The organism is Actinomadura alba, from assembly GCF_014323705.1.
Classification (GTDB): Bacteria; Actinomycetota; Actinomycetes; order Streptosporangiales; family Streptosporangiaceae; genus Actinomadura_C; species Actinomadura_C alba.
The window spans coordinates 125,276-146,281 of sequence record NZ_JABVEC010000016.1 but is presented as its reverse complement, the minus strand read 5'-3'; the positions used below and the strand labels follow the sequence as shown (position 1 = coordinate 146,281).

Below are 21,006 nucleotides of genomic sequence, written 5' to 3'. Positions count from 1 at the left end.
TTGAGCATTCAACTATTCACCGCGGTAAAGATCACAACGTCCGTGTTTGCCGGATGACTTTTCGCCGAAGTTGGATTCGGCGGCTACCGTCGGGGTAGAGCCGCAGTCGGTCGAGTTCCCACCCGCCGTACTCCGCGTGCTCGGTCATCAGCCGCCGGGCGGCGTCTCTCGAGGTACCACGCGGCAGTCGCAAGATGAGATAGGTGTACTCCACCATTACCGACATTATGACTTGGGAGAGCGTGATGGGGGGAACCTGCCGCAAGGTCCTGTTCCACACTGGTCCCGGCGGCATGTCATCCTGGCGGGGGTCTGCGGCGACGGGAACTCCCGGGGACGGGAGTACCGTCATTCCACGTTGAGAGGACCGGGCGGCGCCGAAGCGTCCGGTAAGCGGCGAAGCGAGAAACAGGACAGCGAGGTTCGAGCGACCGTGCCAGCCAAGAACGGCGCAGCCAAGCGGGGCCAGGATGGCCCTGGTACCGGCGGCATCCGACTGGTGATCGTCGAGTCGCCCGCGAAGGCGAAGACGATCGCGGGCTACCTCGGCGCGAACTACGTCGTGGAGTCCAGCATCGGTCACATCCGGGACCTGCCGTCGAGGGCTGCCGACATTCCGCCGAAGTACAAGGGCGAGCCGTGGGCCAAGCTCGGCGTTGACGTCGATCATGATTTCGAACCGCTCTACGTGATCAACGCCGACAAGAAGCAGCAGGTCGCCAAGCTCAAGAAGCTGCTCCAGGACGCCGACGAGCTCTTCCTCGCGACCGACGAGGACCGCGAGGGCGAAGCGATCGCCTGGCACCTGCGCGAGGTGCTGCGGCCGAAGGTCCCGGTGCGCCGGATGGTCTTCCATGAGATCACCCGTGATGCCATCAGGGCGGCCGTACAGGCCCCGAGAGACCTCAACCTGCGCCTCGTGGACGCCCAGGAGACCCGGCGCATCCTCGACCGCCTGTACGGCTACGAGGTCAGCCCGGTCCTGTGGAAGAAGGTCATGCCGAAGCTGTCGGCCGGCCGGGTGCAGTCCGTCGCCACCAGGCTGGTCGTCGAGCGGGAACGCGAGCGCATCGCCTTCGTCTCGGCCGGTTACTGGGACATCCTCGGGCAGTTCATCGCCCCCGCCCGAGACGGCGACAAGGGCGACGAGCCGCGGGACTTCCAGGCGCGCCTCGTCTCGGTCGACGGCAAGCGCATCGCCCAGGGGCGGGACTTCACCGCCCAAGGCGTCCTGCGGGGTGATCTTCGGCACCTCGACGAGGAGTCGGCCCGGGGCCTCGCCGATCGGCTGACCGGCCGGCCGTTCGCGGTCACCTCGATCGAGCGCAAGCCCTACACCCGCAAGCCGTACCCGCCGTTCCGTACGACCACGCTGCAGCAGGAGGCCAGCCGCAAGCTGGGCTTCTCGGCCAAGCACACGATGTCGGTGGCGCAGAAGCTGTACGAGAACGGCTTCATCACCTACATGCGGACCGACAGCATCACCCTGTCCGAGACCGCGATCGCGGCGGCCCGGTCCCAGGCGGCGGCGCTGTACGGCTCGGAGTACATCCCGGCCAAGCCGCGCGTCTACCAGACCAAGGTCAAGAACGCGCAGGAGGCGCACGAGGCGATCAGGCCCGCCGGTGAGACCTTCCGGACGCCGGGTGAGACCGGTCTTTCCAGTGACCAGTTCCGGCTGTACGAGCTGATCTGGAAGCGGACGATCGCCAGCCAGATGAAGGACGCCACCGGCCAGTCGGTGTCCGTGCGCATCACGGGTACGTCGACCGCCGGTGAGCAGGCCGAGTTCGGCGCCTCCGGCAAGGTCATCAACTTCTACGGCTTTCTCAAGGCGTACGTCGAGGGGCTCGACGACCCGGACGCCGACCGCGACGACCGCGAGCGGCGGCTGCCGAAGCTCGAGGAGGACGATCCGGTCACGGCGTCCGCCGTCAACGCCGAGGGGCACAGCACGCGGCCGCCGGCCCGCTACACCGAGGCGAGCCTGGTCAAGGAACTGGAGGAGCGCGAGATCGGGCGGCCCTCCACGTACGCGTCGATCATGGGCACGATCCTCGACCGCGGCTATGTGTTCAAGAAGGGCACGGCACTGGTGCCGTCGTACCTGGCATTCGCCGTGGTGCAGCTGCTGGAGCGGCACTTCTTCCACCTGGTCGACTACGACTTCACGGCCCGCATGGAGGACTGCCTCGACGCCATCGCCCGGGGCGAGGCCGAGCGGGTCCTGTGGCTGCGCCGGTTCTACTTCGGCGAAGACGGCGACGAGGGCCTCAAGGAGCTCGTCAGCGACCTGGACGAGATCGACGCCAAGGGAGTGAGCTCGTTCCCGGTCAAGGGCACCGACATCATGGTCCGGGTCGGGCGCTACGGCCCGTACCTGGATCGCGCCGGCGAGCGGGTGAACATCCCCGAGGACCTGGCCCCCGACGAGCTCACTGCCGAGAAGGCCGAAGAGCTCTTCAACCAGATGAGCACCGACCGCGAACTCGGCAAGGACCCCGAGACCAGGCACCCGATCGTCGCCAAGGCGGGCCGGTTCGGGCCGTACGTCACCGAGATCCTCCCCGAGGAGCCCGCGGGCACCGACAAGAAGCGCAAGAAGGCCGCGGCCAAGCCGCGGACCGCGTCGTTGCTCAAGAGCATGTCGCTCGAGACGGTGACCCTGGAGGACGCGCTCAAGCTGCTCTCGCTACCGAGGGTGCTGGGCGAACTCGACGGTGAACCGGTCACCGCGCAGAACGGCCGGTACGGGCCGTACGTCAAGAAGGGCACCGACAGCCGCTCCCTGCAGGGCGAAGAGGAACTCTTCACGATCACGCTGGAGCAGGCCAAGGAACTGTTCGCACAGCCCAAGCAACGTGGCAGGGGCGCGGCGTCCGCGCCGCCGTTGCGCGAACTGGGCGTGGAGCCGGCCACCGGAAAACCGGTGGTCGTCAAGGAGGGGCGATTCGGGCCGTACGTCACGGACGGTGAGACCAATGCCAGTCTCCGTAAGGAAGACCAGGTAGAGTCCATCACCATCGAGCGGGCGTCCGCGCTCCTCGCCGAACGGCGGGAGAAGGTCGCGTCCGGTGGCGGCGGCAAGGCCAAGACGACGCCGAAACGTCGTACGGCAAAGTCGCGTTCCTAGGACAGCGGCGCCGATACGCTGACAAGCATGAGCAGAACGGGCGTGGCCGAACCTCGCGGGGTCCTGTCCATCAGATCGTTCAGGCGGCTGTGGATCGCTTTGTCCCTGTCCAGCCTGGGCGACTGGCTGAGCATTCTCGCGCTGACGGCGCTGGCCAGTGCGATCACCACGGGCTCCGGTTACCAGGCGCAGTCCTACGCGGTCGGCGGCGTGCTCATCGTCAAGATGCTGCCGGCCGTGGTGCTGGGCCCGCTCGCCGGTGCTTTCGCGGACCGGTTCGATCGCCGGATGACCATGGTGATCGCGGATGTACTGCGATTCGCCCTGTTCGTGTCGATCCCGCTGGTGGGCCGCCTCGACTGGCTGTTCATCGCGACCTTCCTGATCGAATGCGTGACGCTGTTCTGGATCCCGGCCAAGGAGGCCACGGTCCCGAACCTGGTCCCCAAAGACCGGCTGGAGCGGGCCAACCAGCTCAGCCTGCTGACGACGTACGGCTCCGCGCCGGTCGCCGCGGCCTTGTTCTCCGTGCTGGCCCTGGTGTCGAGGGCATTCTTCGAACAGAGCCAGCAGGCGGATCTCGCGTTGTACATCAACGCGGTCACCTTCCTGATCTCCGCCATCACGATCTTCACGCTGAGGGACATCCCGTCCCGGGGCGCCCAGCACGTGTCCGTGCCCTCGGTGCTGAAGCAGATCGGTGAGGGGTGGCGGTTCGCCGGCTCGACCCCGCTCGTCCGCGGGCTCATCATCGGCATCGTCGGTGCCTTCGCCGCGGGCGGCGCCGTCATCGGCATCGCCAAGGTCTACGTCGAGGCGCTCAAGGGCGGCGACGCCGCCTACGGCGCGGTGTTCGGCGCGGTGTTCCTCGGCATGGCGTTCGGCATGTTCCTCGGGCCGCGCATGCTGCGCGACCTCAGCCGCCGCCGGCTCTTCGGCCTGGCGATCGTCGGTGCCGGGCTCACCCTGGTCCTGATCGCCCTGATCCCGAACCTGGTCGTCGTGGTGTTCCTGACCACTCTGCTCGGCGCGTGCGCCGGGGTCGGCTGGGTCACCGGCTACACCCTGATCGGCCTGGAGGTCGAGGACGACCTGCGCGGCCGTACGTTCGCGTTCCTGCAGTCGCTCGTGCGCGTCGTCCTGCTGCTGGTCCTCGCGGTGGTGCCGCTGGTGGCCGGCGTGATCGGAGCGCACCGGCTCGACATCGCCGAGGTCACGTACCGGTTCGACGGCACCAACGCCGTGCTGCTGATCGCCGCCATCGTGGCGATGATCTTCGGTGTGATCGCGTACCGCCAGATGGACGACCGCCGGGGCATCCCGCTCGCCCGGGATGTGGTCGCCGCGCTGCGCGGCGTTCCGTACGCCCCCGAGACCGACTCCGGGCCGGTGACCGGTCGGGGCATGCTGATCGCGTTCGAGGGCGGTGAAGGAGCCGGCAAGACCACCCAGGCCCGGCTGGCCGCGATCTGGCTGCGCGACCACGGCTACGACGTCGTCACCACTCAGGAGCCCGGCGCCACCAAGATCGGTATGCGGCTGCGGGCCATCCTGCTGGACAAGGAGAGTGCGGGGCTGTCCTCGCGCGCCGAGACGCTGCTGTACGCGGCCGACCGCGCCGACCACGTCGCCACCGTGATCGAGCCCGCGCTGCAGCGTGGTGCGATCATCATCACCGACCGTTACATCGATTCCACTCTGGCCTACCAGGGGTACGGCCGGAACCTGCCCGCCGACGAGATCGCCCAGATCAACGAGTGGGCCACCGGCGGGCTCGTAGCCGACCTGACGATCCTGCTGGACGTGCCGTCCGACGTCGGCCTGGGCAGGTTCGCCTCCCCGGCCGACCGCATCGAGTCCGAGCCCCAGGAGTTCCACGAGCGGGTCCGCCGGGGCTTCCGGGCGCTGGCCGAGGCCGAACCGCAGCGCTACCTGGTCGTCGACGCCCGCCTGGCGCAGGCGGACATCACCCGGCAGATCCAGGACCGGGTCCGGGAGATCCTCCCCGACCCCATCCCGATGGGCACCGAGGACGTCACCAGCACCTTCCCCGCCATAACCGACGCGTGAGGGGGACGGGGAGCGTCTAACCTTGGCGCATGACGGTGTACGACGACTTGGTGGGGCAGGAGCGGGTCGTCGCGGGGCTGCGTTCCGCCGCTGACGCTGCCAGAGCGGCGCTGGCCGGCGTGGGCGGAGGCGGGATGACGCACGCCTGGCTGTTCACCGGGCCGCCCGGGTCGGGCCGCTCGGTCGCCGCCCGGGCCTTCGCCGCCGCGTTGCAGTGCACTGACGCGATGCCCGGCTGTGGGCACTGTGCCGCGTGCCACCAGGTGCATCAGGGCACGCACGCCGACGTCGAGTTCGTACGCCCATCCGGGCTGTCCTACAGCGTGAAGGAGACCCGCGAGCTGGTGCTTCGCGCGGCCTCGTCGCCCAGTGGCGGCCGGTGGCAGATCGTCCTCTTCGAGGACGCGGACCGGGCCACCGAGGCGGCCGCCAACGCGCTGCTCAAGGCGATCGAGGAGCCGCCGCCGCGCACGGTCTGGCTGCTGTGCGCACCGTCACCCGACGATCTGGTCACGACCATCCGCTCCCGGTGCCGCCTGGTGACGTTGCGTACGCCGTCCGCCGGCGCCGTCGCCGATGTGCTCCGCCTGCGCGACGGCGTCGACGAGAAACTCGCCGAGGCCGCGGCGCGGGCGGCGCAGGGGCACATCGGCCGCGCCAGGCGGCTGGCGACCGACGAGCAAGCGCGGCGGCGGCGCGGCGACGTGCTCACCGTGCCCTCCCGGCTCACCGGGCTCGGGCCCGCGGTCAACGCGGCGGCGGCACTGGTCGCGGCGGCCGAGGCGGAGGCCAAGGCCACCACCGAGGAGCCGAACGAGTCCGAGACGGCGGCGATGCGGCAGGCGCTCGGCGAGAGCGCCAAGGGCCGGATGCCGCGCGGCACGGCCGGCGTCCTCAAGGAGCTCGAGGACCGGCAGAAGTCCCGCGCGACCCGGGTGAAGCGCGACTCGCTGGACCGCGCGCTGCTGGATCTCGCGTCGTACTACCGGGACGTGCTGATCGTGCAGCTGGGCTCCGGGGTCGACCTGGTCAACGCCGACCGTGGCCGGGAGCTGCACGAGATGGCGGCCAAGGGGACGCCGGAGGCCACACTGCGCCGGCTTGAGGCGATCATGCAGTGCCGTGAGCGGCTGGAGGCCAACGTCAATCCGCTGTTGGCGGTCGAGGCGATGGCGATGGCCCTGCGGCCGAGCTGACCGTTCCGCTGGGCGGAAAGCGCTCGGGGCCGTCCGCTACGGTCCGTACGCGGGCCTACCAGTAATAGTGACAAATCGTACTTACTTGCACAACGGCAATCGTTTCGTTATATGTCCGCTAGGTCATTCTCAGGCGACACATCAGTAGCATCCCCTGGTTAGTTCCCGTATCCGGGACATTTTTCGGACTTACCAGGAGGTGTGCATGCGGCGCGCCATTATCACTGCGGTCGCCCTGGCGGCGGTCACCGCTGCCATCGCGGTACCCGCGCAAGCGGTACCCGCGAGCCCGCAGTCCTCAGGCCAGGCTGCGCAGTACGTCGTCCTCTACAAGGAAGGCGCCTCCCTCGAGAAGGCGCGCGCCGCGGTCAAGGCCGCCGGCGGCACCATCGTCAAGGAGAACACCGCCGTCGGCGTGGCCACGGTCGAGTCGACGAACACGCAGTTCATCGCCGCCGCCGGCCGCCAAGGGTCGCTCGACGGCGCCGCCGCCAACCGCACGATCGGCCAGGCGCCGAGGACCGGCAAGGGCGCGGAGAAGCGCGCCGCCGTCGAGAAGGCCGGCCGCGAGGTCGCCAGGGCCGCGGCGAAGGCCGCCACGACGGAGGGCGCCGAGCCGCTCGCGGACCTGCAGTGGGACATGAAGCAGATCCACGCGACCGAGCAGGGCTCGTACAAGAAGCAGCCCGGCAACAAGGACGTGCTGGTCGGCGTGATCGACACCGGCATCGAGGGGGCGCACCCCGACATCGCCCCGAACTTCAACAAGAAGCTCAGCCGGAACTTCACCACGGACATTCCGGTCGACGCCAACGGCGACGAGATCGACGGGCCCTGTGAGTACGCCAACTGCGTCGACCCGGCGGACGTGGACGACAACGACCACGGCACGCACGTGGCGTCGACCATCGCCTCACCGCGCAACGGGCTGGGCATGGCGGGAGTCGCACCGAAGGTCTCGCTGGTCAACCTGCGGGCCGGTCAGGACTCGGGCTACTTCTTCCTGCAGCCGTCCATCGACGCGCTGACCTACGCCGGTGACAACGGCATCGACGTGGTCAACATGAGCTACTACATCGACCCGTGGCTGTTCAACTGCGTGGACAACCCCGCGGACTCGGCGGCCGACCGGGCCGAGCAGCGGACCATCATCAACGCCACCCAGCGGGCCCTCGACTACGCCCGTAGCCACGGCGTGACGCTGATCGCGGCGGCGGGCAACGAGGCCGCCGACTACACGAAGACCTTCATCGACTCCAGCAGCCCGGACTTCGCCTCCGAGCCCGGTGAGGCCGCCTACACGCGCACCGTGCCGACGAGCTGCATCTCGATGCCGTCCGAGGGCAAGGGCGTCATCCCGGTCTCCTCGACCGGCGTCAGCACCCGCAAGTCGTACTACTCCAGCTTCGGCAACGGCTACATCGCGGTCGCCGCGCCCGGTGGCGACACCTACGACACTCCGGACGGCAAGGCCAACGTCAACCGGGGCATCTGGGCCGCCTACCCGGAGCGGCTGGCCCGTGAGCGGGGCGAGCTGAACCCCGACGGCACGCCCAAGATCGCCGCCATCATCCGCGACTGCTCGGATGGCAAGTGCGCCTACTACCAGTCCATCCAGGGCACCTCGATGGCCTCGCCGCACGCCGTCGGCGTCGCAGCGCTGATCATCAGCGAGTACGGCAAGAGGGACAAGGCGCACGGCGGCCTCACCCTCGACCCGCGGGTCACCGAGGCCTACCTGCGGTCCACCGCGACCGAGCACGCCTGCCCGTCCGGCGGCTCGTACACCTACGTGCGCCACGTGCGTCAGGCGGACGGTACGTACGCCACGGTGACCACCACGCACAAGTGCGAGGGCGGCAAGAGCAGCAACGGCTTCTACGGAAGCGGCATCGTCGACGCGCTGAACGCCGTCAAGTGACACCCGCACGGTAAGCACCGCTCGATGTGCGGCCCCCACCCTCGGGTGGGGGCCGTACGCTTTTCCGGCCACCGCTCGGGCAGGATGGGGCACATGCCGGAGCCTTACCGCGTCACGTTCGTCTGCACGGGCAACATCTGCCGCTCGCCGATCGCCGAGTGGGTCCTTCGCCACCACGTGGAGCAGGAAGGGCTGGACGTCGAGGTCGACAGCTCCGGCACCGGCGGCTGGCATGTCGGCGACGGTGCCGACGATCGGGCCGTACGGGCACTCAGCGCGGGCGGCTACCACTCGGCGCACTCGGCGCGGCAGTTCGAACCGCTCTGGTTCGCCCGCTACGACCTGATCGTGGCTCTCGACCAGGGACACCTGCGGGCCCTGCGGTCCATGGCGCCCGACGAGCAGGCACGGTCCAAGGTCCGCCTGCTGCGGGAGTTCGACCCCGACGCCGGTGACGACCTGGACGTGCCCGACCCCTACTACGGTGCCGACGACGGCTTCGACCATGTTCTCGGGCTGGTCGAGGCCGCGGTTCCCGGTCTGCTCGAGACGATCCGCGAGGAGCTCAAGGAGCGGCGATGAGCGCCGACCCGCGTCGGCTGAACCGGCTGAACCGACTGAACCGGCTGCTCGGCGCCGAGGTCGATCGGATAGTCGATCTCGGCGGCGGCCACGAGTGGACCCTGCACCGCGCGACCCTCACCGACGGCCGGGAGGTGTTCGTGAAGGCCACCGAGCGCAGGTCGCCGGTCTTCGAGGTCGAGGCGGCGGGCCTCCGCTGGCTCGGAGAGGCCGACGACGGGATCGTGCCGCCCGTGCTCGCCGTCGACGACAGGACGCTGGTCCTGCCGTGGCTGGACGGCGAAGCGCCCGGCCCGTCCGCCGCCGAGCGGTTCGGCCGGGAACTCGCCGCCCTGCACGCCGCCGGGGCGCCGTCGTACGGCGCGGACCGGCCCGGGTTCATCGCCCGGTTGCCGCTCGACAACACCCCCGGCGACTCCTGGCCGCAGTGGTACGCCGAGCGCCGGATCGAGCCCTTCCTCCGCCTGGCCGCCGGGGATCTCGCCCCGTCCGGCGTACGGCTGGTCGAGCAGGTCATGGGGCGCATCGCCGAGCTCGCCGGACCGGCCGAGCCGCCCAGCCGGATCCACGGCGACCTGTGGTCGGGCAACGTGCTCTGGTCCGGCGGACGAGGCGTCCTGATCGACCCGGCGGCGCACGGAGGTCACCGCGAGACCGACCTGGCGATGCTCGCGCTGTTCGGCGCGCCGCGACTGGACCGCATCATCGCGGCCTACCACGAGGCGGCACCGCTGCCGGACGGCTGGCGCGAGCGGGCGCCGCTGCACCAGTTGCACCCGCTGCTCGTCCACGTCGCGCTGTTCGGCGCCTCCTACACCTCCGCCGCCCTCAGCGCCGCCCGCGCCGCGCTCACAAGGTGATGGCATGTTGTACGCGGCAAAGCGGTAAAAACATGATCATGTGTGGCGCGCATGAGGTAAACCTGTGACGACCCCGCGTGCGGAGAGGTTGGTTCGGCGACATTCCCATGGACGCTAAGCACAAGAACACAGGCTCACGGTCCGGTCTGGGCACGGTCTGGAGGGAATGGGTCGCTCCCGTTGCGGTCGCGGGGGTCATCGCCCTCTCGGTCGCGGGGATGGTCGAACTGGCCGGCCGGTTCGATGGGAGACCGGCGAAGAAGGACAACTCCGCCAAGCGGACCATGCTCGCCGCGCAGCAGAAGTCCGCGCCGCGCTTCGTCGTCGCCGTCCGCAGCCCCGGCACCGCGGTGGTCGTGCACAACCTGCGGACCGGCAAGATCGTGGACGAGACCATGCCGCCGCCCAAGGGCCGGTGGTACCACCAGGTGGCCGCCGCCCCCGACGGAACGTTCATCGTGTCCAGCTTCGGCGGGCAGCGGGTCGGCTTCCACCGGCTGCGCCTCGCCGCCGACGGGCACGCGACCGAGTTCACCACCCTGCCCCGCGCGATTTCCGGTGTCTCCGCCGCCTGGTCCGACATGGCGGTGAACGCCGACGGCGACCGGATCGGCTATGTGACCTATCGCGGGACCAGACCGCGGGTCGACGTGCTCTCCCTGGGCTCGGGGGCGCACCGGAGCTGGACCACCTCGTCCAGGGGGCGGCTCGGCGGTCTGTCGTGGGCCGGGGACACGCTGTCGTTCGTGTGGACACCGAAGCCCGCGGCGGCGGCCGGCCAGGTCCGGATCCTGAACACGACCAAGCCGGCCAGTGACCTGCGCACCAGCCGCGCGGTGCTCTCGCTGCCGAAGGGCAGTGCCGCCGCCGTCCTCAGCCGCGACGGCAGGACGGTCGTCACCGGAATGAGCAGCCGCGACGGACTCTCCCTCGCCGCCTTCTCCGTCGCCGATGGGCGGCAGACCCGCGTACTGCGGCGCTTCGCCGGGTCCGACGGCCTCTACCGGCTCATCGCCGACCGCACCGGCCGCTACCTGCTCACCGTCAGCCGCGACGGCCATGTGCACACCGACTCCACCCGCGACGTCCGTGGCCTGCTCGGTGACGGCGATGCGGCCCTCACAGACCTCGCATGGTGACGTCGCGCGGCCAACACGCGACCGAGGCCCGTCGCGGTGGCGCATAGGGTGGAGTGACGGGCACGCACGCGCCGGAAGGAGCGATCCGTGGGCATGGTGATGGCTGTCAGCTTCACGCGGTACGGGCGGCTCTACTATCTCGATCCGGGCGCGCACTCGCCGAAGGTCGGCGACAAGGTCCTGGTGCCGACCGACGGCGGCCCCGAGGTCGCCGAGTGCGTGTGGGCACCCCAGTGGGTCTCCGAGGACATCGGCGGGCTTCCGGTCTGCGCGGGCCCGGCGGGCGACGAGAACCTCACCCGCGATGAGACCAACCGGCGGCGGCGCGCCGAGGGCCGGAGCATCGCCAAGCGCCTGATCCGCAAGCACGAGCTGCCGATGAAGGTGATCGGCGTCGACTATCTCGACCACGAGAACGTCTTCAAGGTGTACTTCTCCGCCCCGCACCGCGTGGACTTCCGGGCGCTCGTACGAGATCTGGCCAGGAACATGAAGGCCAGGGTCGAGCTGCGGCAGATCGGTCCCCGCGACGAGGCCCGGCTGCAGGGCGGCATCGGCCCCTGCGGGCGCGATCTGTGCTGCGCGACCTTCCTGAAGGACTTCGAGCCGGTGTCGGTGCGGATGGCCAAGGAACAGGACCTCCCGGTCAACCCGCTGCGCATCGCCGGCGCGTGCGGGCGGCTGATGTGCTGCCTGAAGTACGAGCACCCGCTCTACCAGGAGTTCAAGGGCAACGCGCCGCGTCTCGGCTCGAGGGTCGAGACCCCCGAGGGCGAGGGAACCGTCGTCGGCTACAACGTGCCCGGCGACCGGATCAACGTGAAGGTCGGCTCCCGCCGCTGCTCGTGCCCGTCGGCGTCGGTGTGCTCGCCGCGTCAGCAGCACGAGTCGATGTACGGCGGCGAGGCCGGGCCCGATGACGGGCCCGGCCTCGGGTAGGCACTGAGCCGGTGGCGGCGTGAGGCGGCGTGAGGCGGCGGCGTATGGCGGTGTCAGCCGGGCTTCATGTCGCGGTGCTGCCCGCCCGGTGCAGCAGGTATCCGGCCGATGCGATCGAGCCGGCCGTGGCGATCAGGGTGAGGGTCGTGGTGAGCCCGAAGGGCATCCCCGACGTCTCGCAGGTGCCGTCCGGCGAGCAGGTCGAGGAGCCGCTCGCGAAGAGCAGGTACCAGGCCGGGACGGCCAGGCCTCCGGGGAACACCAGCGTACCGATCACCTTGTCGCGGAGTGTCCAGCGGGCGGAGGCCCACAGCAGAACCGCTCCGATGACCCAGCCGAGGACGGGCAGCACGATGCCGCCGACCAGCAGAAGGATGACCGTCGCCAGTTCGAAGGCCGCCACGCCGCGCCGCCCGCCGGTCTGCCCGTCAGCGCGCCAGGCGGCCGGCCCGCCGGCCGGAGCCGTCGCCTGGAGGCCGGCGCCCGCCTCGCGGGCGATGTCCTCCGGGTTGCCCAGACGGTCGAGGACGGAGCGCACGGTCGCCTCGCCCTCGTCCTGACTCTGGGACAGCGTGACCTCGATGTGCTCTTTGATCTCGGCCAGCAGTTCCGCCCGGCGCGCCGAGGGCAGCGTGCGCGTCGCCGTCTCGAGCCGGTCGAGGTACTCGTCGATCAGTGGGTCGGTAACCGTCATCACCATCAGCCTGCCTTTCCGATGAAGTTCTCCACACCGTCGCTGAACCGTCTCCACTCCGCGACGAAGGCCTCCAGTGCTCGGCGCCCGTCGGAGGTGAGCTGGTAGTAACGCCGCGGTGGGCCGACGGTGGACTCCTGCCATGTCGTCTCCACCAGCCCCTGGCGGCGTAGCCGGGAGAGCAGCGGATAGATGGTGCCCTCGCTGGTGACCATGCCGTCGACCTCGCTGAGCAGCCGGACGAGCTCGACGCCGTAGCGCTGCTCATGGCGCAGCAACGCCAGCACGCAGTAGGGCAGCGCGCCTCTTCTCATCTGGGTGAGAAGGTTCCATGCTTCACCCGGTTCCATGCGTGACAAGGTACCTGGCGGCGCACGTAGTGTCGAGTCGTCTGTCCGGACGCGCGGTGTGCCCGAGGATGCGGTGTGGCCGAGCACGAGACATGGCCATGGGCCCGGTGCGGCGGGCTCCAGGTGCGGTTCACCCGCTTCGTTCTGGGCCCGGCCGACACGGCGCTGCACGACGCTCCTGACGCGTGAGCCGACTCCTGCGCGTCTTTCCGTCAGCCTAGGAAGTCCTGCACAAGGTCGACGAGTTCGTCGGGTCTTTCGAACAGGGCGAGGTGGCCGCTGTCGAACTCGGCATAGCGACTGCCGGGAATGGCCTCGTGCAGCAGCCGCGCTCGTTCGACCGGCACGATCTGGTCCCGGGTCAGGCCGATCACGAGTGTGGGGACGGTGATCGACGGCAGCAGGCCGGTGATGTCCGCGCGCAGGTCCAGATCCACCTGGCGGGCGACGCCGGGCCCGGGGTTCACCGCGCCCAGCGCCAGGGCGACTCCCTCGTCACCGAGCGCGCTGACGAACGGCGGGCTGAGAGCCTGGTGCAGCAGCAGCCGCCGGAACAGTTCCGGGTCGGCGCGCAGAACGTCCCTCCACAACCCGAACGTCAGGCGGTGGCGGGCGTCGTCCCCGTGCGGCCAGCCGGAGAGCAGCACGAGTCGGCCGACGAGGCCGGGTTCGCGGGCGGCGGTCGCGGCGGCCACGACCGCTCCGAGTGAGAAGCCGAGCAGATCCACCGGGCCGGGCACCGCGGCGCGGGCGGCGCCCACGACCTGGTCGGCGAGGCCCTCGACGGTCAGGTCGCCGCCGCCGTCAGTGGTCTCTCCGCTGCCGCTGTAGTCCGGCATGACCACCGTACGGCCGGCGGTGAACCGGTCGACGAGGTGGCCGAAGTTCGTCTCGCCACTGCTCGCGGTGCCGTGCACCAGCACGAGCCCCGGCCCGGATCCGGTGACGCGGTAGTGAACCTCGGCGTCGGCGACGGAAACGCTCGGCATTGCGGCCTCCCATGCGTGCGGCGTGGTGGCGATGTCGGCGGGTGGCTCTGAGCGCGATCATCCCCCTGGCCACGGACAACTGCAAGATCACGGCTGGGGTGGGGGCCGGGTTGGCACAGCCGGCGCGCATGCCCGATCATCGGTTTGTGCGTGAGGAGTCTCAACATGATCGATCGGTCCGAGGCCGTACGGATGGACGAGCGGGACCCGCTGGCGGCGTTCCGTGATCGATACATCATCCCCGACCCGGGTCTGATCTATCTCGACGACAGCTCGCTCGCCCGGCCGCTCAAGGTGACCCGGCAACTGCTCGGCCAGGTGCTCGAGGACGAATGGGCCGGAGGGCTCGTACGTTCGTGGTCGCACTGGATCGACCTGGCGCAGCGCCTGGGCGACCGCCTCGGCGACGGCCTGCTCGGCGCCGCGCCCGGCCAGGTGGTGTTCTGCGACTCCACCACCGTCAACCTCTACAAGCTGTCCATGGCCGCGCTCACGGCCAGGCCCGGCCGCCGGGTGATCGTCACCGATGACGGCAACTTCGCGACCGATCGCTACGTGGCGGAGGGCATCGCGGCCCGGTCCGACACCGAGCTGCGCCTGGTGCGCTCCCATCCGGACACCGGGGTCGATCGGCGAGCGCTTCAGGACGCCCTGGACGACGACGTGGCCGTCGTCAGCCTCTCCCTCGTCGGCTACCGCTCCGGTGCGCTGCTGGACATGGCCGCCGTCAACGACCTCGTCCACCGCGCGGGCGCGTACATGGTCTGGGACCTCAGCCACGCGGCCGGGGTGGTGCCGATCGACCTCGACGGCAGCGGCGCCGACCTGGCGGTGGGGTGCACCTACAAGTACCTCGGCGGAGGCCCCGGCGCCCCCGCCTACCTGTACGTGCGCCGAGAGCTGCAGGAGGCGCTGCGGCAGCCGATCTGGGGCTGGTTCGGCCAGCGCGACCCGTTCGCCATGGGGCCCGAGTACGACCCGGTGCCCGGCATCGAGCGGTTCCTGTGCGGGTGCCCGCCGATCATCTCGATGACCGTCGCCCGGCCCGGAATCGACGTGCTCGCCGAGGCGGGGATCGACGCGGTGCGCGCCAAGAGCCTGCGGCTCACCGAGCTCATCCTCGAGCTCGCCACCGACCGGCTGCCCGAGCTTCGGCCCGCCTCGCCCGCTGACGGGGAGCGGCGCGGTGCGCACGTCACCTTCGAGCACCCGCAGGCCAGGCGGATGGTCGCCGAGCTGGCCGACCGGCAGGTCGTCATCGATTATCTGGAGCCGGATCGCATCAGGTTCGGCCCGAGCCCGCTGTTCACCCGCTACGCCGACGTATGGGACGCGTTCGACCGGCTGTACGCGATCACGAAGGAGATCACTTGAGGGCTGTACTCGTCACCGGGGCCTCGGGCGGCATCGGCGCCGCGATCGCGCACGCCTTCGCCGAGGCCGGCGACCGCGTCGCGGTGCACTACTCCTCGCGCCGCGCGGAGGCCGAGCGCGTGGTGGCCGGGCTGCCGGGGGAGGGGCATGTCGCGATCGGCGCGGACATAGCCGATCCCGCGCAGGCCCGCGAGCTGGTCGACGGCGCGGCGAAGGCGCTGGGTGGCCTCGACGTGCTCGTCAACAACGCCGGCGTCGAGCGTCCGCACCCCGTCCTCGAGGTGTCGTACGAGGAGTGGCAGCGGGCGTGGGCGCACATCACCTCCATCAACCTGATCGGCCCGGCCAACGTCGCCTTCTGCGCGGTCCAGCACATGCGCGACCGCGGTGGCCGGATCATCAACGTGTCATCGCGCAGCGCCTCACGGGGCGAGCCTGACCAGATCGCTTACGCCGCGGCCAAGGCCGGGCTGAACGCCATGGGGCAGTCGCTCGCCAAAGCGGTGGGCGGCCGGGGCATCGCCGTGACCACGGTCGCGCCCGGCTTCGTCGACGCCGGAATGGCGGACCCCATCATGGCGGGCCCGCAGGGCGACGAGATCCGCGCGCAGAGCCCGTTCGGCCGGGTGGCCACCGCCGAGGAGGTCGCCCAGGCGGTGCTCTACTTCGCCTCGCCCGCCGCCGAGTTCGCCAGCGGCGCGATCCTCGACCTGTTCGGTGCCTCGCACCTGCGCAGCTGAGACGCCCGCGTCCCGCCGGCCCGGGGCCGGCGGGACGCGGGGCGGCTCATGACGCCGGCTTGGTGAGGTCGTAGACGGCGGTGCCGCCCACGGTGGTCGAGGTGAAGCTCTTCTGCACCCACTGTGAGATCTGTTCGGTCTGGTCACTGCCGCCGGACTGGCGGGCGGCGCCCATGACGCGCCCGTCGATGTAGTAGTGCACCTTGCCCGCCGCGACGTATGCCTGGAACTGCGCCAGGGTGGGCGCCGGGTCGGTGCCGTTGAAGCCGCCGAGGGCCATCACCGGCTCGCCGGTGGCCAGTTGGTAGCCGGCGGCGTTGTTGGAGCGGGGCACGGCGGCGACCCAGGTGTAGGAGCCGCTGCCGCTCTTCAGCAGCGCGGTGAGGTCGGCGCTCGGTGCGGGGGCGTCGAGCAGACCACCGGGTCCGCCGCCACCCGGCCCGCCGCCACCGGGCCGCCCGCCACCGGGTGCGCCGCCGCGGGCGGGAAACCCCATCGGGCCGGCCCCGTTGGGACTGCCGCCCGGGGGCATGGCCCCGCCCTGACCACCCTGCGCGCCCTGGTCCCTGTTGGCGCTGAAGCCGCCGCCGCGCATACCACTGTCCCTGCCGGGTCCGCGGGCTCCGCCGTCGCGGCCCATGCCGCCGCTGCCGAAGCCGCCCCGGACCGCCGGCCCCGCGGAGGGGATCGCCCCCCGGTGCGGCGTGCCGGCGGTGTCCAGCGCGTACGCCGCCGGGCCCGAGAGCGAGGCCACCACCGCGACCACCGCCGCCACGGCGAGCACCCGCCCCATGCGCCTGCCACGGACGAGCAGTCCCGCGCCGGCGAGCAGCCCGCCGACCCCGACCACGTACGGCAGCCATGGGTACCAGTTCGGAGTGCGGCCGAGCAGCACGTACGCCCACACGGCGGTCACCACCGAGGTCGCCGCCAGTACCGTCGACGCCGCGGGCTCGGCTCGCAGCCGCCACATCAGGCAGGCGCCCATTCCCGCGAGTGCGGCGATCGGCGGTGCGAGCGCGACGGCGTAGTAGGCGTGGAAGATGCCCTGCATGAAACTGAACACCGCGCCGGTGACCAGCAGCCAGCCGCCCCACAGCCCGAACGCGGCCCGCATCGGGTCGGTGCGCGGCGCGTAGCGGGTCGCCCACAGCCCCGCCGCGAGCAAGATCAGCGCGGCGGGCAGCAGCCAGGAGATCTGACCGCCCAGCTCGCTGGCGAACAGCCGCGTCCAGCCGGCCTGCTGGTTCAGGTTACCCAGCCCGCCCACCTCGTTTCCGGTGAGCCGGCCGAGGCCGTTGTAGCCGAATGCCAGCTCCAGCACGCTGTCGCGCTGTGAGCCTCCGATGTACGGGCGAGAGGAGGCGGGGGTCGCGGCGACGATGGCGACCCACCATCCGGCCGAAACGATCATTGCAATGCCGGCGAGCGCCAGTTGCCACAGCCTTCTGAGCACCGGGGCGGGCGACGTGACGAGGTACACCAGCGCGAAGGGCGGCACGACCAGGAACGCCTGCAGCATCTTGGCGAGGAAGGCGAAGCCCACGCAGGCCCCGGCGAACACCAGCCAGCGGGTGCTCCCGCGCTCCTGTGCGCGCACCATCCCGTAGGCCCCCAAGGTGAGCAGCAGTACGAGCAGCGCGTCCGGGTTGTTGAAGCGGAACATCAGCGCCGCCACCGGGGTGAGCGCCTGCGCCGCGCCCGCCAGCAGGCCCGCCGCGGTCGCGCCACGCGGCCCGAGCGAAGCGACGAGGGTGCGGCGCACGGTGGCGTACAGAACGCCGACGGTGGCCACGCCCATCAGCGCCTGCGGCGCGAGAACGCTCCAGGGGCCGAACCCGAACATCCGGGCGGCCAGCGCCATCGGCCACAGTGCGGCGGGGGTCTTGTCGACGGTGATGAAGTTCGACGCGTCGGAGGAACCGAAGAAGAACGCCTTCCAGCTGGTGGCGCCCGCTTGCACGGCTGCCGAGTAGAAGGCGTTCGCCCAGCCGGACGCGCTCAAGCCGCACAAATACAGTGCGGCGGTCGCGGCGAGCAGGCCGACCAGCGCGGGCAGGGCCCAGCGCGGCCGGGAGGTCGTGGCGGGCGAGGAGGTCATGAGGTCGAGCCTCGGCTCCGCGACTCAGAGGTTCCTTGCGCCTGGATGAAGGCTTCGTGAGAACCGGGACCCGGGCCTCTGACTCAGAAACCGCTGACCCAGAAACCGCTGACTCAGAAACCGTTGATGACTCAGAAACCGCCGCGCACGATGGCCGTCTCACCGCGCTCGGCGGTGGCCGTCGCGCTGAACGAGTCCAGCCGGCCGTCGCGTACCCCTGGTGCGTGGTCGTACTGAACCGCGAAGGTGTACTCACCAGGCGGAACAGAGCGGCCCTGCTTCAGGACGAACGCGTAGACGAGCGCGTCAGGCTCCTCGCGCACGGCGAGGTCGAAGTCCTCGCGGGGAAGGGTGAGCCAGGAACCGGTCGAGCTGACCGCGCCGGTCCTGGCGACCCGTACCGACACCGTGAGTTCGACGAGCCGTCGCTCGGTCTCGAGCGTGAGGTTCTCCTGCGTCCAGTGGGCGTTGGGGTTCGGGTCGACCGCTCCCGCCGCCGTCAGGAACCGGTGCTTCGCGGACGAACGCGGCGTCACCGGGGAGTCCGAGCCGGACTGGGGCGCCGACATACCGGACGTGCTCGTCGAGCCGCCCTTACCGGTGTGCGCGGTCGGCGTGTGCGGTGCCGGTGACGAGGGCACGGAGCCGCCGGCGACGGGTCCGGAGTGACCGGCGTCTTCGCGTCCGAGCCCCGACAGGCCCTGCCAGGTGGCGATCGTGATCGCCGCCACGGTGCCGGCCGCGGCGAGAGACGTCACGGCCGTACGCAGCGGCGTCCAGCGGGCCCGCGGAGTTGTGGCCGCCTGGACCCTGGCCCGCATCCGGGCGGTGTCGGGCTCGTGCCGGTCGGCTTCTGCGCGCAGGGCAGAGCTCAGCCATTCGGAGGTCCTGTCGCCGGAACGCATCATGGCTCCCTTCTGTGGCCGGGGCCTGACGCGGTGTTCGAAGACGCGGTGTTCGAAGACGAAGAGGCTTCTGCCGATGAAGTCGATTCACGCGGGCCGAAAGGTTGCCGCCCGCCCGGGGGCGTGACGGGCGGGACACGACCGTCGGCACCGATCGCCTCATGCTGGGCCCGAAGCACCCTCTCCAGCTCCGCGACGCCCTTGGACGTCTGGCTCTTCACCGTGCCGACCGAGATGCCGAGCAGGCGGGCCGTCTCCTGCTCCGACAGGTCGAAGGCGTGCCGCAGCACGACGCAGGCCCGCTTGCGCGCGGGGAGCCGCTGGAGCGCGGCGCGAACGTCGATCGCGGCGGGCACGTCCGGCGCCTCGATACGTTCCTGTGCCATGGCCCTGACGACGCTCAGCCTCTTGCGCTCCCGGATCAGCCCGCGAACGCGGCTGCCGGCCAGATTGACCACGATCTTGCGTACGTAGGCGAGGGGCTGGTCCGCGGACCCGACCCGGTCCCAGCGGCGCCAGGCCGCCGCCAGCGCGTCCGCCGCGAGATCGTCGGCGGCGTCCGGGTCCCCGGTGAGCAGATACGCCAGCCGGGCGAGTTCTCGGTGGTGCCGTTCGAAGAACCGGTGGAACTCCTCCTCGGCACCGCGGTCCGATCTCACCAGGGGCACTCCTCGCGTGGCGTCTCCAGCAGTGACACCGTGTGATGGCACCGTGGGGGCAGGCAAGGAGATTCGGCGATGCCACCGGATGGGTGAGCGTAGCAGTACTCCGCGGCGGCATTCGGCTGGACACAGGGCGTATGCCGCAGTACGGGATATTTCCAAACTTTATTGGCAATAACCCCACATTCTGACCGCGTGGACGTGCGACGTGCCTCTGTCAGGCCCGTGGGGCGCGGCTCCGCGACCGGGTGTCGGCCTGCCGCGCGCCCGCCACCCCGGGCAGGCGGTCCGGCTGTCCCCGCCGCCTGGCGAAACGTATGGTGAGAGGACGTGGGCGAGGTTTCCGTCGCCATCGGCCTTCGCCGGACCGCGTGCCGGCGGGCCGTCATCTTCGAGAAGATCACCGTCACCACGCCGGGTGGACGCTCGGCGGTGGCCGCCACGCGCGCGGCGGCCACCGCCGTCACCGGGCACCGGTCGACACTCACAGGCAGGGGACGCGCTCATGCGACTTCGTCGGCTCCTGACCCGCGTCGCGCTGGCCGGCCCCTTGGCGCTCGCGCCGTTGGCCGTTGCGGCGCCAGGGCGGGCGACCACCACGTGTTCGCCGGGCGGCTCCATCGTCACCGGCAGGTACTGGCTCGTCAACGACATCGAGGCGGCCGCCGGTAAGGGTTGGCAGTGCGTCTGGGACAACTGGCGGACTCGTTCGGCGATCGGCTGGGGCACCAGCTGGAGCTGGAGCGGCCGGCCCGAATCGGTCAAGTCCTTCACCGGCAGCGTGCTCGGCTGGCGCTGGGGATGGAAGACCTCGGGCACCGGGCTGCCGACCCGGCTGTCGGAAGACCGCAGCGTCAAGAGCGCATGGAGATTCCAGCCGCCGTCCTCAGGCCGCTTCACCATCGGCTACGACCTGTGGCTGCACGACGAGGCAAAGCCCGGCGCCGACTCGTCGCCGACCGACGAGGTCGCGGTCTGGCTCTACCGCTCCGGGGGCACGCAGCCGCTGGGCAACAGAATCGGCGCGGTACGTGTCGACGACACCACGTGGGACCTCTACGAGGGCGTGAAGGGCTGGCAGGTCTACACGTTCGTCCGCAGCGAGAACACCTCGTCGGTCAACCTCGACCTCGGGGACTTCCTCGACTACCTCCGCTCCAACCTGGGACTTAGCTCGGGGAAGTACCTCAGTGGCGTCGAGGCGGGCGCCGGCGTCTTCACCGGCTCGGGCCAGCTCAGCACGACGTCGTACTACTCGAGCGTCGGAGGCCGCGAACCGCGGCGCAGGGCGGGAACCGCGTGACGTCCTGAGAGCCGCCACTCACCGTCCGCCCGCGCCCACACGATCGCC

At 70.6% G+C, this 21,006-nt stretch carries 18 protein-coding genes; 11 read left to right on the top strand and 7 right to left on the bottom strand.

Annotation, left to right across the window (positions count from 1 at the left end; all coding sequences use genetic code 11):
- Positions 1-31: 31 nt before the first annotated feature.
- The gene (locus HKK74_RS39170; protein WP_222720580.1) at positions 32-217 is read right to left on the bottom strand and encodes a DUF5703 family protein; all 186 of its coding nucleotides are present in this window, start codon (positions 215-217) and stop codon (positions 32-34) included.
- Positions 218-433: 216 nt separating this feature from the next.
- On the opposite strand from HKK74_RS39170, the gene topA reads away from it, so the two are divergent.
- From topA to HKK74_RS21550, 8 genes are all read left to right on the top strand, one after another.
- Entirely contained in the window at positions 434-3,133 is a 2,700-nt protein-coding gene (gene topA / locus HKK74_RS21585) for a type I DNA topoisomerase (protein ID WP_187245070.1), read from the top strand.
- A 27-nt stretch (positions 3,134-3,160) separates the two neighbouring features.
- On the top strand, positions 3,161-5,203 hold the full coding sequence (gene tmk / locus HKK74_RS21580; protein WP_187245069.1) for a dTMP kinase: 2,043 nt from the start codon (positions 3,161-3,163) through the stop codon (positions 5,201-5,203).
- Between the two features lie 29 nt (positions 5,204-5,232).
- The gene (locus HKK74_RS21575; protein ID WP_187245068.1) at positions 5,233-6,399 is read left to right on the top strand and encodes a DNA polymerase III subunit delta'; all 1,167 of its coding nucleotides are present in this window, start codon (positions 5,233-5,235) and stop codon (positions 6,397-6,399) included.
- 205 nt (positions 6,400-6,604) lie between these two features.
- Positions 6,605-8,320, top strand: a complete 1,716-nt coding sequence (locus tag HKK74_RS21570) for a S8 family peptidase (protein ID WP_187245067.1) — start codon at positions 6,605-6,607, stop codon at positions 8,318-8,320.
- 93 nt (positions 8,321-8,413) lie between these two features.
- Positions 8,414-8,902, top strand: a complete 489-nt coding sequence (locus HKK74_RS21565) for a low molecular weight protein-tyrosine-phosphatase (RefSeq protein WP_187245066.1) — start codon at positions 8,414-8,416, stop codon at positions 8,900-8,902.
- Entirely contained in the window at positions 8,899-9,762 is an 864-nt protein-coding gene (locus HKK74_RS21560; protein WP_187245065.1) for a fructosamine kinase family protein, read from the top strand. The genes HKK74_RS21565 and HKK74_RS21560 overlap by 4 nt, the downstream gene beginning before the upstream one ends.
- A 107-nt stretch (positions 9,763-9,869) precedes the next feature.
- On the top strand, positions 9,870-10,901 hold the full coding sequence (locus tag HKK74_RS21555; protein WP_187245064.1) for a WD40 repeat domain-containing protein: 1,032 nt from the start codon (positions 9,870-9,872) through the stop codon (positions 10,899-10,901).
- Positions 10,902-10,994: 93 nt separating this feature from the next.
- A complete protein-coding gene (locus tag HKK74_RS21550; protein ID WP_187245136.1) occupies positions 10,995-11,840 on the top strand; it encodes a PSP1 domain-containing protein in 846 nt (281 codons plus the stop codon).
- Between the two features lie 64 nt (positions 11,841-11,904).
- On the opposite strand, the gene HKK74_RS21545 is transcribed toward HKK74_RS21550, so the two are convergent.
- The 3 genes from HKK74_RS21545 to HKK74_RS21535 form a co-directional block, all read right to left on the bottom strand.
- Entirely contained in the window at positions 11,905-12,534 is a 630-nt protein-coding gene (locus HKK74_RS21545; RefSeq protein WP_187245063.1) for an HAAS signaling domain-containing protein, read from the bottom strand.
- Positions 12,535-12,539: 5 nt separating this feature from the next.
- Positions 12,540-12,884, bottom strand: a complete 345-nt coding sequence (locus HKK74_RS21540; protein WP_187245062.1) for a PadR family transcriptional regulator — start codon at positions 12,882-12,884, stop codon at positions 12,540-12,542.
- 212 nt (positions 12,885-13,096) lie between these two features.
- The gene (locus HKK74_RS21535; RefSeq protein WP_187245061.1) at positions 13,097-13,873 is read right to left on the bottom strand and encodes an alpha/beta fold hydrolase; all 777 of its coding nucleotides are present in this window, start codon (positions 13,871-13,873) and stop codon (positions 13,097-13,099) included.
- Positions 13,874-14,038: 165 nt separating this feature from the next.
- On the opposite strand from HKK74_RS21535, the gene kynU reads away from it, so the two are divergent.
- Complete coding sequence (gene kynU / locus HKK74_RS21530; RefSeq protein WP_187245060.1) at positions 14,039-15,247, top strand: kynureninase; 1,209 nt, start codon at positions 14,039-14,041, stop codon at positions 15,245-15,247.
- The gene (locus HKK74_RS21525) at positions 15,244-15,987 is read left to right on the top strand and encodes an SDR family NAD(P)-dependent oxidoreductase (RefSeq protein WP_246491833.1); all 744 of its coding nucleotides are present in this window, start codon (positions 15,244-15,246) and stop codon (positions 15,985-15,987) included. Before kynU ends, HKK74_RS21525 begins: the two co-directional genes overlap by 4 nt.
- Positions 15,988-16,033: 46 nt before the next feature.
- Here HKK74_RS21525 and HKK74_RS21520 read toward each other — a convergent pair whose 3' ends face one another.
- The 3 genes from HKK74_RS21520 to HKK74_RS21510 form a co-directional block, all read right to left on the bottom strand.
- On the bottom strand, positions 16,034-18,088 hold the full coding sequence (locus tag HKK74_RS21520) for a glycosyltransferase family 39 protein (protein WP_187245058.1): 2,055 nt from the start codon (positions 18,086-18,088) through the stop codon (positions 16,034-16,036).
- A gap of 131 nt (positions 18,089-18,219) precedes the next feature.
- The gene (locus tag HKK74_RS21515; protein ID WP_222722562.1) at positions 18,220-18,993 is read right to left on the bottom strand and encodes a hypothetical protein; all 774 of its coding nucleotides are present in this window, start codon (positions 18,991-18,993) and stop codon (positions 18,220-18,222) included.
- Positions 18,993-19,652 carry a SigE family RNA polymerase sigma factor gene (locus HKK74_RS21510; RefSeq protein WP_187245056.1) on the bottom strand — a complete coding sequence of 220 codons (660 nt, stop codon included), beginning with the start codon at positions 19,650-19,652 and terminating at the stop codon, positions 18,993-18,995. The genes HKK74_RS21515 and HKK74_RS21510 overlap by 1 nt, the downstream gene beginning before the upstream one ends.
- 508 nt (positions 19,653-20,160) lie before the next feature.
- Between HKK74_RS21510 and HKK74_RS21505 the strand changes: the two genes are divergently transcribed.
- Complete coding sequence (locus tag HKK74_RS21505) at positions 20,161-20,958, top strand: GH12 family glycosyl hydrolase domain-containing protein (protein ID WP_187245055.1); 798 nt, start codon at positions 20,161-20,163, stop codon at positions 20,956-20,958.
- Positions 20,959-21,006: the final 48 nt, after the last annotated feature.

What these genes read in the sequence shown, in the direction of transcription:
- HKK74_RS39170 (WP_222720580.1), bottom strand. Translation starts at nt 217, where the DNA reads ATGGTGGAGTACACCTATCTCATCTTGCGACTGCCGCGTGGTACCTCG.
- tmk (WP_187245069.1), top strand. Translation starts at nt 3,161, where the DNA reads ATGAGCAGAACGGGCGTGGCCGAACCTCGCGGGGTCCTGTCCATCAGA.
- HKK74_RS21575 (WP_187245068.1), top strand. Translation starts at nt 5,233, where the DNA reads ATGACGGTGTACGACGACTTGGTGGGGCAGGAGCGGGTCGTCGCGGGG.
- HKK74_RS21570 (WP_187245067.1), top strand. Translation starts at nt 6,605, where the DNA reads ATGCGGCGCGCCATTATCACTGCGGTCGCCCTGGCGGCGGTCACCGCT.
- HKK74_RS21565 (WP_187245066.1), top strand. Translation starts at nt 8,414, where the DNA reads ATGCCGGAGCCTTACCGCGTCACGTTCGTCTGCACGGGCAACATCTGC.
- HKK74_RS21560 (WP_187245065.1), top strand. Translation starts at nt 8,899, where the DNA reads ATGAGCGCCGACCCGCGTCGGCTGAACCGGCTGAACCGACTGAACCGG.
- HKK74_RS21555 (WP_187245064.1), top strand. Translation starts at nt 9,870, where the DNA reads ATGGACGCTAAGCACAAGAACACAGGCTCACGGTCCGGTCTGGGCACG.
- HKK74_RS21550 (WP_187245136.1), top strand. Translation starts at nt 10,995, where the DNA reads ATGGTGATGGCTGTCAGCTTCACGCGGTACGGGCGGCTCTACTATCTC.
- HKK74_RS21545 (WP_187245063.1), bottom strand. Translation starts at nt 12,534, where the DNA reads ATGACGGTTACCGACCCACTGATCGACGAGTACCTCGACCGGCTCGAG.
- HKK74_RS21540 (WP_187245062.1), bottom strand. Translation starts at nt 12,884, where the DNA reads ATGGAACCGGGTGAAGCATGGAACCTTCTCACCCAGATGAGAAGAGGC.
- HKK74_RS21535 (WP_187245061.1), bottom strand. Translation starts at nt 13,873, where the DNA reads ATGCCGAGCGTTTCCGTCGCCGACGCCGAGGTTCACTACCGCGTCACC.
- kynU (WP_187245060.1), top strand. Translation starts at nt 14,039, where the DNA reads ATGATCGATCGGTCCGAGGCCGTACGGATGGACGAGCGGGACCCGCTG.
- HKK74_RS21520 (WP_187245058.1), bottom strand. Translation starts at nt 18,088, where the DNA reads ATGACCTCCTCGCCCGCCACGACCTCCCGGCCGCGCTGGGCCCTGCCC.
- HKK74_RS21515 (WP_222722562.1), bottom strand. Translation starts at nt 18,993, where the DNA reads ATGCGTTCCGGCGACAGGACCTCCGAATGGCTGAGCTCTGCCCTGCGC.
- HKK74_RS21505 (WP_187245055.1), top strand. Translation starts at nt 20,161, where the DNA reads ATGCGACTTCGTCGGCTCCTGACCCGCGTCGCGCTGGCCGGCCCCTTG.